Raw genomic sequence first — 13,738 nt, 5'->3', positions numbered from 1 at the left:
AAAATCACCCGAAACGAAACCTGTGAGTTTCGGGAAGTTGAGGTCGTGCCCGCGGCAAGCGCCCGTCTGAAGCGAAAATCGAAAGATTCCATCTTTTATTCGAAAAACTAAATGCATTTTTATGAATATTAGGCAATTATATTCATTTTTTGTTATGTCACGAATTCAGGTTGAAGAAAAAACGCTTGGGGATTAAACCGCAAGCGTTACACCATTTCCATTATATAAATAATACGGATAGCTACCCAGTACATCTACTGTACAGCCGAGTGATTCAAGTTCGGCGATCGCATTTGGAATTAATACATCATCCATTTTCTGTTCAATATCGATAAGAAAATAATAATGCCCTAATCCTGTTTTCATTGGTCTCGACTCAATTTTAGATAAGTTTAAGTGTCTCCATGCAAAAGCTGATAACACTTGATGGAGTGCCCCCGGTCGATCGGATGGTAAAGATATCGTCAACGTTGTCTTTTGTCCCCGCTCTTCTAACTGGGTAGAGGACAGTGAAGTTTCATTATGATGCAATACGACAAAACGCGTATGATTATTATCAAAGTCATGGATGTCTTTCTCAACGATCGATAGATCATACTCTTTGGCTGCTAAGTGATTAGCAATGGCTGCGATATTTCGTTCCGGATGTTGACTTACATATTCAGCTGCTGCCCCAGTAGATTTCATCGAATGACTATCTAAGCTAGGGAACTTTTGACGTAAAAACGAATGACATTGCGCGATTGCATGTGAATGAGAATAAACACCTTCGACTGCTTCCCATGTTTTTACATTCGATGGATGTACCATAAAATGTTGGCGAATCGGCACAATGACTTCACTTACGATCTTAATATTTTTTGTTTGAATTAAATAGTCTAACGTAATATTTACCGTGCCTTCAATCGCATTTTCCAAAGGTAACACGGCATATTTCACTTCCTGATTAGATACCGCATCAATACATTCTGGAATGGTTTGATAACTTTTTTTCTTTTCTCCATTAAACATTGAGTCCACTGCAATTTTTGTAAAGGTTCCTTTTGGTCCCAAATATCCGATAGTGCCTGTCATCCTATTGCTCCTCCTATTCAAGAAACACCTGAACTTAAAATTTCGACTTGACGAACAAATTCATATTGTTTTAAATCATAGATTAATTGATCAATTTCCGTAGTGACACCCGTTGTATGAAGTGATAACGTTACATTTGCTTTTCCTTGAATGGGGATCGTCTGATGAATGGTTAATATATTACAACCTGCATCAGCTACTAACGATAATAATTGTGATAAGGCACCAGGCCGATCTTCCAAATGAAAAAACAATGTAATCATCTGTTCTTTTACCATATGCTGAAACGGAAAAACTGCATCGCGATATTTATAAAATACACTTCGAGAAACCCCGACCTGTTTGACAGCTTCATGAATGGAATCGACATTTCGATCTTCCAGTAGTTTTTTCGCTTGTAATGTTTTCTTCATGCCTTCTGGCAAGAAATCATCGCGAACTAAATAAAACTTTTCATTTCTTTCCATCATTCGTTTATTCCCCTTTATCGTCACCAGGCCGACTCGTTCCCATACGTACTATTATTCCATAAATTCGAACTCATAATCAAGTAATCGTACTGTGTCACCGTCTTCTGCTCCACGTTTTCTTAATGCATCGTCAACGCCCATACCGCGTAACTGACGAGCAAACCGTTGGATAGATTCATCACGAGTAAAATCTGTCATTTTGAACAGTTTTTCAATTTTTTCTCCGTAAAGAACATAAGCTCCATCTGAATCTCTCGTAATGGAAAAAGGTTGCTCTTCTTTCTCATAACGATATACGACACGTTCTTCTGTTTGTTCGATCGGTTGGTAATTCTTTGGTATTTGTTCTAATTGATTAGCGACTTCGAATAAAACATCGCGAATGCCTTGTTTGGTCACCGTTGAAACTGGAAAAATCGGATACTTGTCCCCAACTTGTTCGCGGAATAATTCTAACATCTCTTCGGCACCTGGGACATCGATTTTATTCGCAATGATGATTTGTGGACGTTCAAGTAACGAAGCATCATATTGCTCTAGTTCTCGATTAATCGTAACAAAATCTTCATATGGGTCTCTTCCCTCGGTTGAAGCTATATCGACGACATGTAAAATAACCCTTGTCCGTTCCACATGTCGTAAAAATTGATCCCCTAAACCGACACCTTCATGAGCACCTTCAATCAATCCAGGTAGATCTGCGATGACAAAGCTACGTTGATCAGCGGTGTCAACCACTCCTAAATTGGGAGATAGCGTCGTAAAATGATAATCAGCGATTTTCGGTTTTGCCGCACTTACAACCGATAGAAACGTTGATTTTCCGACACTTGGAAAACCGACTAAACCGACGTCAGCAATCAATTTCAATTCAATTTGAATGTCTTTTTCTTCGCCAGGCTCACCTTTCTCCGATAATTCTGGTGCAGGATTTTTAGCCGATGCAAAGCGGATATTCCCTCTACCGCCTCGTCCACCTTTAACAACTGTTCCCTGTTGCTTATGTTCAAGTAAATCAGCGATCACTTCACCCGTATGTGCATCTTTCACCGTCGTTCCCTGTGGTACGGGTAAAATAAGTGGATCAGCATTTTTCCCGTGCATCCCTTTACTCATACCATTTTCACCGCGTTTGGCTTTAAAATGTTTTTGATAACGGAAGTCCATTAGTGTATTTAGCCCTTCGTCTACTTCAAAGATGATGTCGCCACCGTTTCCGCCGTCACCACCTGCAGGACCACCCATAGGTACATAAATCTCTCGGCGAAATGCGACTAAGCCATCTCCGCCATCTCCTGCTTTGACGTATACTTTCACCTGATCGACAAACATGTTGCCTCACCTTCTTTCTTATTCTATCCATTCAATATGTATGACCGAATCTTCCGTAGTGATCTTTTGAATAAACGAAAGATTTTGAATATATTTGATTTCTTGCTTATTATACGCTTGACTTGGTGAAATCACTGCTTGAATCACCAATTGATCTGTATCTGCGTTTAACATAAGCTCCACATTCATTGGATTTGTTGTAGTAGCCATTTGACGTAACTGTTGTAACAATTGAGAGAGATGTTTTTCAACTTGCTCATCTGAAGCCTCCACGTTCTGCTGTTCGCGATTGACTTGATAGGTTAAAGAAATCTCATCGGTACGCCATTGCTGTTGTAATATCGTTATCAACGTTTTGGGCAGTCCTAATTGATCGAGAGCACGTTCATGATTCGTCATGGCTAATATATCTTGCGTTTTCTCTTGTACACGTTCTAGCTTCCCCATTTGGGCATATCCCATAATCAACTGCAACTCATTTAACCAATCATGACGATAATGACGAATAATTTCTACGATTTCTTCTTCGTTCATATCCTACCCTCCCCCACACAATAAACAAATTATAGCATAGAAAAAAGACTGATTCATCTTATCATTTTTCTAATGTGTAAAAAAAGCTCTAATCTTTAAAAGATTAGAGCTTTTTCCTACTTTATGATGCAGGATATACACTTACTTTTTTACGGTTACGGCCTTGGCGTTCAAAACGAACAACACCGTCTGTTTTAGCAAAAAGTGTGTCGTCTCCTCCGCGGCCAACGTTTTCACCTGGATAAATCTTTGTACCACGTTGACGGTAAAGGATTGATCCACCAGTTACGAATTGACCGTCTGCACGTTTAGCTCCTAAACGTTTCGAGATCGAATCACGACCGTTTTTCGTACTACCTACACCCTTTTTCTGTGCGAAAAATTGTAAATCTAGACGTAGCATGGGGTGCACCTCCTTTTATTGTTCAGCTATAGATAGAAATTGACCATATTCCGATTCCACGGATTGTAATGACACAAGCATTCCTTCAAGTAGCCATGCTGCTTTCTTCAAAATAGCTTCATCCACTTGACTTGGAATGGCAATGTGTAAATATCCGCCTTCATCACCAGCTTGGTCAACGTATAAATCAATTTCACATAGTTCACTTACAGCATTGGCAGCACCGAATGTAATAGCTGAGACTGCAGCACACACTAGATCGTGTCCATACGGTCCACTATCAGCATGACCTTTAACTGTATACGCTGTAATATCATGATTTTTTCGTTCGATTAATACTTGGATCATCGGAACAAAACCTTATGCATTAATTTTTTCAATCGTAAGCTTTGTATATGGTTGACGATGACCTTGTTTACGAGAATAGTTTTTCTTTGGCTTGTACTTAAACACATCGATTTTCTTATGACGTCCTTGCTTTTCTACCTTAGCAGTTACAGAAGCGCCATCTACATATGGAGCACCAAATTTCGCTTCTTCACCACCAACAGCAAGTACTTTATCAAGCGTAATCGACTCACCATTTTCAGCATCTAATTTCTCAACAAAGATTGATTGTCCTTCTTCAACCTTAACTTGCTTACCACCAGATTCGATAATTGCGTACATTCTTTGCACCTCCTCTTAAACTCAGACTCGCCATACAGGTGCTCTATCAAAAGTCTTAATAACCTGTTCTGAGCGGTTGTAGCAACGGGTGCTACATTTACAACGAATCGATCATACCATAGCTTAGATTACCTTGTCAATGCTAGCTTTAGGATCAACTGGACGATACTCATCAATCAACTCCATACTGCCTGTCCTTACCATTTGATAACTGGTTTCTTGCTGGTCTTCGATCATATAAACATGTAAAGTGAATGTTGTCGTCATATTGGGTACCACTTCTCTTTGAAAAATGTACTTTATTGTCGGATGAACTTTTATTAAAACCGCTTCTGCATTTGTATGATGCAAGGCAATCAATTCTCTTTCTAACTGAAAACTCATCGATTGCAAGCTACGATTCTGACTCGGAACCACACCGGTGTCGGTTAGAAGTTCCGTTACACTTGGCCCTTCTCGTTTTCGCGTCATTTCCACAAGGCCAAGCTTTGTCATGCCATAAACTTCTGTTCGTACGGGATCCTGTTTACTGAATTGTCGTAGTTGTTGAAGCAACAGCTCTTGATCAGCTTTTCGTTTCATTTTTAAAAAGTCGATCACAATCATACCAGCAATATTACGTCTGCGAATTTCATTGATACACACCTCTACTGCTTCTCGATTAATCTGTTTTATTGTTTCTTGTTTGTTCGTCTTACCTTTAAAACGATGACTATCGATATCAATGACAGTTAATGCTTCTGTCGCTTGAATCGTTACTGTTATTCCTGAATGTGTGTGAATGACAGGCTGCATGAGCTTATCCAGTAGTTGATCGATCGTTTTCCCTTCAATAAGTGGCATAGGATAGGCTGTTTCGATACAGTTTGCAAGTGATGGCTGTTCCTGCTTTAATCGTTTCATCGCTAGCGGATGATCGACAACGACACGTTGGATCGGATAACTTATGTAGCGATTGACCAATTGGTTAGGGACGATTGATGTTTTCTCTAGACAAAATGGTGGTTTGTGTTCTTTAGCCAGTTGGATGATGGCATTCATACGTTCTCTAGCAGTTTGTAACTGTGCTTGTAACTCGTCTTCCGATAACGTCACACTATTTGTACGTAAAATGACGCCTTCTTGTTTCTGTAACTGATTCTTTATGAATACTTGTAATCTCTCTTTGTCCGATTCAGCAATTTTATGAGAGAAGGCAACATAATGACCATATGGCATATAGACAAGACCGCTACTTGAGATGGTAATATTAGCTGTTAGCTTAGCACCCTTTTGTTGATAAGGAGCTTTGACGACCTGGACAATCATTGTTTTGCCATCAGATAATGGATCTTGTTCGGCAAATGGGTACTCTTTTAATGGTAAGAACCCTGGTTGGTTATCACCAATATCAATAAAAGCTGCTTGAATACTTTGGTCTACATTACGGACTTTTCCTATATAAATTTGATCGATTTGGACTGTCTCTGTTTGACGATCAATAAAGATATCTTTGGCTATATGATTTTCTAAATAAACACCAATACGTTCACTCGGTTTCATATATAAATGGATTTCTGACATGTTATCCTCATTCCTTATGCGATTTCACGGATTGATTCACGGTAGCGTTTTTGCTCAAAAAAGGCATCTAAACAATCTGCTTCCGATAATTGATAGGACTGATACACTTGTGGATCATGGTAACTGATCACATAACGAGAATGACGGCGAAAGTGATAAAATATATCGAGCAGTCGCATCGATGGCTCTACTTGTATTGTTTTCACACGTGATGGTACATGATGTTGACAATGACGACTCCACAAAAAACGCCACCATTTATAGTATCTTCTTTTCCATTCTAAGCGATTTTCCCAAAATAAAAAAATCATAAGCAATAATAAACTGAAAGACATCGCACCGATTTGATACACAATGAGTAAACAGGCAGTGATAACGATAAATGAAGTACAAATCGTAACAACATGTGCACGGTAATGAGATAAAAATAGATCACAACCAAGTTGAATCAGTCGTGCTCCATCTAATGGCCATATTGGCAACAGGTTTCCACATAAAATGACGGTGTTGTATTGATAAATCATCATGATGGTTTGTTCTGGGAGAATATCATATTGTTGGATAAACCATGCAATCATAAAGATGAATAGATGTGTCGCGGGACCTGCGATTGTTACTAAAAATTCTTCCTTCATGGGTCTAGTTCCGTATTCGTCCGTTTCCATTACACCACCAAAAATCCATAAAAAAATGCGCCGAATTCGCCAACGGAAATACTGGGCGCAAAAGTAATGACCGCATTCATGAATCAAGACAATAAGAAAAATAATGAGAAATTCAACAAACATCCCGGTAATAAACGCAAGAAATAGGAAGAATAATAAAATTGGATGCATTGCGATGGGTGGAATGAACCTACGATTGATCGTCAACTTGCATCACCCGAATCGGATCAATAAATTGTTGGTTTTTCTCAATTGCAAAGTACATTGTCTCTTCTGCTTCTTCATCTGGGGCAAACGTTCCGATCGTTTGATTCGCTCGTATCGATTGATAGGAATGAACTTGAATATCCGTTAAATGTCCATAGACCGATTTACTTCGATCTTGATGCTGTACGATGACCGTTTTACCCGTTTCGCGGTCATTCCCTGCAAATAATACCGTTCCTGCTTTAATGGCAATAACGTCTGATTCTTCTTGTGTTGAAATGCGAACACCTCTGCCATTTTCACCAAAGGTTTGACGTATTTGTCCATTAACAGGTAATGCTTGCACTTGATCACTATTTTGGACATTTTGATTTGAAGACACAGCAAAAGGAGCACCAAATTTCGCTTGATACCATGCATTCACAGTAGCGAAAGGAAACTCCTCCGTCAATGCTTGGCTTGTCCATTGTTTCGGTTGTTGTAACCATTGATGATTTGAAGATAATGTAACGACACTGCCAAAAAATAAAGCTGTCGCTATGATACTTTTCATTAAAAAGGAACGTAATAGTGGTGTGTCTTGTTGACGCCGTTGCCAGCTTGGCATGGTGGGAACATGTCCATGTCTTTCTTCATCTTCCACTGGTACCTTATGAAATAACGAATCATCATGAGGGATCTTGGGAGCTTTTGCAGTTGTAAATTTATGCTTTTGTTTTTTTCTTTTTGCGATGTTATTTCGTATTTCAGATAGATTTTTTTTCATAGCGCTCACTATCCTTCATCCGTATTTGTACCAGTCTATGATCCAACTTGTACAAATATGATAGAAGAAATCTATCGGTATGTGAACAGACGCTTACGATTGGCGCCTGTTACCGAAATCCGAGTGCCTTTTTTACTTTATCAAAGAACCCTTCTTTCTGCTCTAGATTCATTAATGGGACGGATTCTCCCAAAATGCGTCTAGCAATGTTACGATAAGCGATCGATGCACGAGTGTTTGGTTGAAAAGCAATCGGTTCACCATGATTCGACGCTTTAATGACTTCATCATCATCAGCGACAATTCCTAATAATTCGATCGATAAAATTTGGACAATATCATCTATCGCTAACATATCACCATTTTCCATCATATGATTACGTATACGATTAATCACTAAGTGAGGTGGTTCAATCTCTTCTTGCTCTAATAATCCGATAATACGGTCAGCATCACGAACACTCGATTTCTCTGGCGTTGTAACGACAATTGCTTTATCTGCTCCAGCAACCGCATTTTGATAGCCTTGTTCAATGCCAGCGGGACAATCAATAAGTATGTAATCATAGTCTTGTTTTAGTTCATCAATCATCTGTTTCATTCCCTCAGCGGTTAAAGCTGTTTTGTCGCTCGTTTGCGCCGCTGGTAATAGATATAAACAATCAAATCGCTTATCTTTAATTAAAGCTTGTTGCAATTTACATTTCTCTTGGATCACATCAACAATGTCATAAATAATGCGGTTTTCTAAGCCTAAGACAACATCTAAGTTTCGTAAGCCAATGTCTGTATCAATTAAACAAACTTTCTTATCCAACAGTGCCAGCGAAGTACCTAAATTCGCAGCAGTCGTTGTCTTTCCGACGCCACCTTTTCCGGAAGTAATAACGATTGCTTCACCCATGAGAAACTCTCCTTTCAAATGCATTCATAATTGATCGAGTTTTTGCAAGTCTAGCAAGTTGATCCATTACAATTTGGTCTTTCGAGGTGTCAATGTATCCGCACTCCATTGGTACACCTTCAGTATCATGGTCAGGTGAGCGACTAATAACCTCAGCAATCCGTAATTGACTAGGAGCCATTAGTGACGCAGCAATGATTGTATCTTTATTCCCTTTCACACCTGCATGAGCAATTCCACGTAGATTCCCCATCACAAAAATGTTGCCCGAGGCGACTACTTTTCCACCTGGGTTTACATCACCGACTAATAGAAGATCCCCTGTTACTTCTAACACTTGCCCAGACCGGACAATTTTTTGATGTAGGCGGACTTCACTCTCTTCTTTCCATTGTAACGCTTTTTCCTTTAAAATTACATTCGAAGTGATTTCTTCGACGACTAATTTCTTCTGTTTGCGAATCGTCTCGCGTAATTGATCTTCTTGCTTTTGTGTGACATATCGATTCCCTATTTTAACAGTGACAGTGACCATTGGTTCGTCACCTTCAATATCATTTGCTGTTAATACCCGTTCCAATTCACCTAATAAGTCTTCAAAGGCACAAGTATCATCAAGTATTAAAGTCAGACCATCTCTCGTTCCTTTGATTGTTACGAACTGCTTCGTCAAAAATTTCAACCCCTTACCATGACAAACACTATGATTTCAATCACATTGAATTTTAATCGGATTTTTCGAATTTGATATATGACCAGTTGGAGAGCCTTTTAGCAAACAATAGATAAAACAAAATGCTAGATAACATATTCCAAACAATGGTTGGAATTAGCCTTGATTGCCAATATATCTCCCAACTTTCTTGATGGACTTGTAATAATTTATATAAAAAATAAATCGATAGATCAGCAACGACAATACTAAAAAATGACAAAATCATCGCTACATAAAAGTTTTGATGAAACCAACGCATAAACCCTTTTATTACATAAATCACTGCCGTATATGCGAATAAATAAACACCAATTACTTCTGTATAAACGATATCAACAATGGTGCCGAAAATAACGGCAAAAGCTAGTGCATAATATGTATGTTCTTGGTCAAAAAACACCGCTATATAAACTAAAAATAATAGCACCCAGTGTGAAATGACAAATGCGTCGTCCCATAACTGGGTTTGTTGAAATATCATACTCATTGATCCCTCAAGTACAATCAAGAGCAGACAAAGGAAAGGTAAGATGAAAGATATCCAGCGATTCATTCCTCTTCCTCCTCTGTCGTTGTATTCACAGTGTCTGCTGCTCGATCAATGACCATTACATGTTGCACGTCTTCCAGATCAGCAGATGGTTCAACAAGCGCAACTTGAGCCAAGTCGTATTGGTCTTCACTCACTTCTTGAATTTCTCCAATTTCTAATCCCTTAGGGAACATACCGCCTAAACCTGAAGAAAATACCATGTGACCAGCTTCTACTTGTTGGTCATTTTCGTTTAATTCCAATTCTAACAATTCTCGTTCTTCATTGTAACCAAGAATAAAGCCACTCATATCTTGATTACTATCTCCTTGATCAACATTAACGGATATACGATTAGAATTATCAAAACCATTTAACAATAACACCGTGGAGCTAAACGGTGAAGTCGTTTGTACTTTACCTATCATTCCTTGACCTGTAATAACAGCCATATTCTTTTGAATACCATCATCAGTTCCTTTATTGATGGTGATTTGTTGAAACCATTGTTCCTTACTTCTCGCAATAACAGAAGCCTGAATTGCATCGAAATTTTGCAAGAAATCCGTTTCAGACTTGTCTAAAATAGCTTCTAATTCTTCCATCTCTTGTGAAAGTTCCTGATTTTTATACTCCAACTGGCGCAAATTTTCTAAATTCGATTTTAAACGCTGATTCTCTTCATACACATTTCGGATATCTTGAATATTCTCCGAAAATGTCATGACAGCTGAAACTGGCATATTCACAATCTCTTGAATCCAGCCTACTGAATCATGAATGAATTTTTCCACCATCGTTACGTTCGTTCTTTCTCTTACTGAAAAACCAATTAGTCCAACTAAAATAATGAGACTAATTAATATCATAAATAATTTTTTCTTTTGAAACATCCGTATCATTACCCCTACTTAATCAAGTACACTTTTCGTAGAAACATTGGGATTGGATCGAAAATGATCGATATATTCCAATGCTTTCCCTGTACCTATTGCGACACTATCTAATGGTTCATCTGCAACGAATACAGGCATTTTTGTTTCATCACTGATCACTTTATCCAAATCCTTTAACAGGGCACCACCACCAGATAGGACAATTCCACGATCCATAATATCTGCTGCAAGTTCTGGTGGCGTTTGTTCTAATGTGTTTTTTACAGCATCTACAATTTGTTCGATGGTATCCTTCAATGACAAAGCAATCTCAGAAGCTGTTACGGTGATCGTTTTTGGCAATCCTGTTAATAAATCTCTTCCTCGTATATCCATACCTTCGATCTTCTCATTGGTTTTTGCGGCCCCAATTCCAAATTTGATTGATTCAGCTGAGCGTTCTCCGATCATTAAATTATATCTCTTTTTGATGTATTGAATAATATCATCATCCATATCATCACCAGCTATCCGAATCGATTGACTCGTTACAATTCCTCCTAGAGATATGACGGCTACTTCTGTCGTACCACCACCAATATCCACGATCATGCTTCCTGTTGGTTCCCATACTGGTAAGCCTGCACCAATAGCAGCAGCAAATGGCTCTGGTACTGGATAGGCTTCTCTTGCACCAGCTTGTTTTGATGCATCAATGACCGCTCGTTCTTCAACCATCGTGATACCTGATGGTACACAAACCATGACGTTTGGTTTCTTAGCAAATGACGAGCGATTTTTTTGTGCTAATTTAATATAATGTTTCATCATCGCTGCCGTTGTATCATAATCCGCGATGACACCGTCTTTCATCGGACGAACAACCGAAATATTACCTGGGGTTCTTCCGATCATATTCCTAGCGTCACTGCCAACCGCTTCAATATCACCAGTCGTTTTATTAACGGCAACCACTGATGGTTCACGTACAATGATTCCTTTTCCCTTTATAAAAACAAGTGTATTCGCAGTACCTAAATCAATACCTAAATCTTGCGATAGTGTAAACATTCCCAACTGTCTTCTTCCTCTCAAGTTTTTTCAAAGGATTCCTACCATATTTTATGCTTTATTAAGGCTACAATCAAGTAATATTGTAGAAATTAGGTATACATCACTATGAGAAAGAAGCGCCATCACAAATATTTTGCAAATGGCGCTTATCATTCGATTACTTCTATTATACTGAATTTTTCTCCAAATGGATAGTACTACAAATAACCTTTTTCTTTTAATGACACATATTTTTGATCACCGATGACGAGATGATCTAATAAATCTATGCCAATGATCTTTCCCGATTCAGAAATGCGTTTTGTTACATGAATATCTTCTTGTGATGGTGAAGGATCGTAGGATAGAAGGCATGCGCCTTATTTAAACAAATAGGTTTCATGCTTCTCCCTCAGAACCGTACGTACACCTTTCAGCGTATACGGCTCGCCAGCTGATGTTAATAAAAATCTCGTATTGTAAGAAGGGCATACTCTTTTTCTATACCGTTCTGATCCAGTTGTGTAACAATTATTTTTCTCTCAGGATTGCCTTTTATTCGTTTTGTCACTTTTTTTGCAGATATTCTTCGTTTATGGGCGATAGTTTTAATCAAACTCCGTTGCGCTAAATAAAATATTTTTTGTAAATAGCTTTTATTTAACATATGTTGATAGTTTGACATAATATCAGTGAGTTCATGATTAAAGATGGTAATGATAGACGCCTCAGCATAATGAATCAAATGGGGGCGATGTCGACTGACAAAACGATCAAATTCTCCGTATCCATATTTTTGAACAATGGTTCTGACCAGACGTTTTGAATGGGTGCTCCTACTTCTTTTATCCATATTATATGTCATCAACCTGTCTCCCTTTCCCATGCTAAACTCATTACAAGCAAACGTTGAGTACTATGAAGACTCCGTTACCATATACAGTAAATGTACGTAGGCAATCCCTACTAACGAAACAATTTAGATACGTGATGGTTAGGTACCCCGTTCGACGGTTTCCTGTTGATCGGACGGTAGAACAATCCTTACCATAGAACATGCCCTGGAGATGCGCGTTCTATATTGTTCTCATCATTTTCGATGGCTCATCCAGCGCTCCTTCGTCTAGGGTTCAAGCAGTTTAGCCTTTACCATACATCACTTGGTCTGAGAAACGAGACTACCAATTGTATCTTCTTTCCCTTTTTCACATCATGCTTTTGTCCCTGGCTCGGTTTCCCTTACCAGGTGAGATGCTGACCATAGAACACGGTAAGGAATTCTAAATTTCTAAAGAAATCGCTAAAATGAATCGTTTCATAGGCGCACTCCAGAGGGATGATTGTGGACACATATAATGGAGGCTGCCGCTCTTTTAACAGCCTCTCGATAGATTTCACGAGGGTGGACAATAGAGGCGTTTAATGAACCGATAAAAACCGTTTGCCGATGAATGACGTGATTTTTCGTGTCTAGGAAAATAGCCACAAAATGCTCTTGTTTCAATGTTCTCATCTCTTCCATCACGTAATTTGCTCCATCTTCTGGACTTCTTATGATCACACGATCTTTCTCACGATATTGATGAATGCGTTTGCCTAATTCAATCGCTGCTAACAATTGTACCCCTTTAGCCATGCCAATACCGTTAATCTCCATCAATTCTTCTATGGTGACTTCGCGCAATAGACCTACTCCTTCAAAATGTTGCAGCACGCGCTCTGCTAATTGATGAACATTTTCTTTACGTGTTCCTGAACCTAGTAGTATAGCCATAATCTCTTGATTTGAGAGTACGTTTGGTCCATATTCCAACAACCGCTCTCTTGGCCGATCTTGTTTTGGTACCTCCTTCATTGTTAATGTGAGTTTATCCACACAAAATCATCTCCTTTGTACAAATTTCAAATCAGTTTCTTTCACTCATTTGATTGCTTTGATTGTACAAAGAACATGTCATTTCGGCAAAATCAAAAAA

17 protein-coding genes, 1 pseudogene and 1 other annotated feature are annotated in these 13,738 nt (G+C 38.7%); all 18 genes and pseudogenes read right to left on the bottom strand.

From position 1 onward, the window contains the following. Positions 1–192 precede the first annotated feature (192 nt). Positions 193–1,074, bottom strand: coding sequence for a prephenate dehydratase (gene pheA, locus J416_RS02715; protein ID WP_003464277.1), 882 nt, complete (start codon positions 1,072–1,074; stop codon positions 193–195). 17 nt (positions 1,075–1,091) lie between these two features. Next, entirely contained in the window at positions 1,092–1,544 is a 453-nt protein-coding gene (locus tag J416_RS02710) for an ACT domain-containing protein (protein WP_003464274.1), read from the bottom strand. Positions 1,545–1,595: 51 nt separating this feature from the next. Continuing rightward, positions 1,596–2,876: a GTPase ObgE gene (gene obgE, locus J416_RS02705; protein ID WP_003464271.1), complete on the bottom strand. Its 1,281-nt coding sequence runs from the start codon at positions 2,874–2,876 to the stop codon at positions 1,596–1,598. An 18-nt stretch (positions 2,877–2,894) separates the two neighbouring features. After that, entirely contained in the window at positions 2,895–3,410 is a 516-nt protein-coding gene (locus J416_RS14965; RefSeq protein ID WP_003464268.1) for a Spo0B domain-containing protein, read from the bottom strand. Positions 3,411–3,531: 121 nt separating this feature from the next. Then, entirely contained in the window at positions 3,532–3,813 is a 282-nt protein-coding gene (rpmA, locus tag J416_RS02695) for a 50S ribosomal protein L27 (protein WP_003464265.1), read from the bottom strand. A 15-nt stretch (positions 3,814–3,828) separates the two neighbouring features. After that, on the bottom strand, positions 3,829–4,161 hold the full coding sequence (locus tag J416_RS02690) for a ribosomal-processing cysteine protease Prp (RefSeq protein WP_003464263.1): 333 nt from the start codon (positions 4,159–4,161) through the stop codon (positions 3,829–3,831). 12 nt (positions 4,162–4,173) lie between these two features. Next, positions 4,174–4,482, bottom strand: coding sequence for a 50S ribosomal protein L21 (gene rplU / locus J416_RS02685; protein ID WP_003464261.1), 309 nt, complete (start codon positions 4,480–4,482; stop codon positions 4,174–4,176). A 13-nt stretch (positions 4,483–4,495) separates the two neighbouring features. Beyond that, positions 4,496–4,570, bottom strand: a sequence feature (ribosomal protein L21 leader region). A gap of 35 nt (positions 4,571–4,605) precedes the next feature. Continuing rightward, on the bottom strand, positions 4,606–6,045 hold the full coding sequence (locus tag J416_RS02680) for a ribonuclease E/G (RefSeq protein WP_003464259.1): 1,440 nt from the start codon (positions 6,043–6,045) through the stop codon (positions 4,606–4,608). 14 nt (positions 6,046–6,059) lie between these two features. Next, positions 6,060–6,917: a site-2 protease family protein gene (locus J416_RS02675; protein ID WP_003464258.1), complete on the bottom strand. Its 858-nt coding sequence runs from the start codon at positions 6,915–6,917 to the stop codon at positions 6,060–6,062. Continuing rightward, a complete protein-coding gene (locus tag J416_RS02670; protein WP_003464256.1) occupies positions 6,901–7,683 on the bottom strand; it encodes a M23 family metallopeptidase in 783 nt (260 codons plus the stop codon). Before J416_RS02670 ends, J416_RS02675 begins: the two co-directional genes overlap by 17 nt. 109 nt (positions 7,684–7,792) lie before the next feature. Further along, the gene (gene minD / locus J416_RS02665) at positions 7,793–8,587 is read right to left on the bottom strand and encodes a septum site-determining protein MinD (protein ID WP_003464254.1); all 795 of its coding nucleotides are present in this window, start codon (positions 8,585–8,587) and stop codon (positions 7,793–7,795) included. Next, positions 8,580–9,260, bottom strand: a complete 681-nt coding sequence (gene minC, locus J416_RS02660) for a septum site-determining protein MinC (protein ID WP_003464251.1) — start codon at positions 9,258–9,260, stop codon at positions 8,580–8,582. The genes minD and minC overlap by 8 nt, the downstream gene beginning before the upstream one ends. 52 nt (positions 9,261–9,312) lie before the next feature. Beyond that, positions 9,313–9,855: a rod shape-determining protein MreD gene (mreD, locus tag J416_RS02655; protein WP_003464249.1), complete on the bottom strand. Its 543-nt coding sequence runs from the start codon at positions 9,853–9,855 to the stop codon at positions 9,313–9,315. Next, positions 9,852–10,727 carry a rod shape-determining protein MreC gene (gene mreC, locus J416_RS02650; protein WP_003464246.1) on the bottom strand — a complete coding sequence of 292 codons (876 nt, stop codon included), beginning with the start codon at positions 10,725–10,727 and terminating at the stop codon, positions 9,852–9,854. Before mreC ends, mreD begins: the two co-directional genes overlap by 4 nt. 18 nt (positions 10,728–10,745) lie before the next feature. After that, positions 10,746–11,780, bottom strand: coding sequence for a rod shape-determining protein (locus J416_RS02645; protein ID WP_003464243.1), 1,035 nt, complete (start codon positions 11,778–11,780; stop codon positions 10,746–10,748). 200 nt (positions 11,781–11,980) lie between these two features. Further along, positions 11,981–12,127, bottom strand: a pseudogene (locus J416_RS15275) (JAB domain-containing protein); the annotation flags it as partial. Positions 12,128–12,222: 95 nt separating this feature from the next. Continuing rightward, on the bottom strand, positions 12,223–12,627 hold the full coding sequence (locus J416_RS02640; RefSeq protein ID WP_003464241.1) for a group II intron reverse transcriptase/maturase: 405 nt from the start codon (positions 12,625–12,627) through the stop codon (positions 12,223–12,225). A 450-nt stretch (positions 12,628–13,077) separates the two neighbouring features. After that, complete coding sequence (gene radC, locus J416_RS02635) at positions 13,078–13,638, bottom strand: RadC family protein (protein WP_003464239.1); 561 nt, start codon at positions 13,636–13,638, stop codon at positions 13,078–13,080. Positions 13,639–13,738 lie beyond the last annotated feature (100 nt).

The sequence above is a fragment of the Gracilibacillus halophilus YIM-C55.5 genome (assembly GCF_000359605.1).
GTDB lineage: Bacteria > Bacillota > Bacilli > Bacillales > Amphibacillaceae > Gracilibacillus > Gracilibacillus halophilus.
The sequence above is the reverse complement of the archived record's forward strand: the minus strand, read 5'-3'. Positions and strand labels throughout refer to the sequence as shown.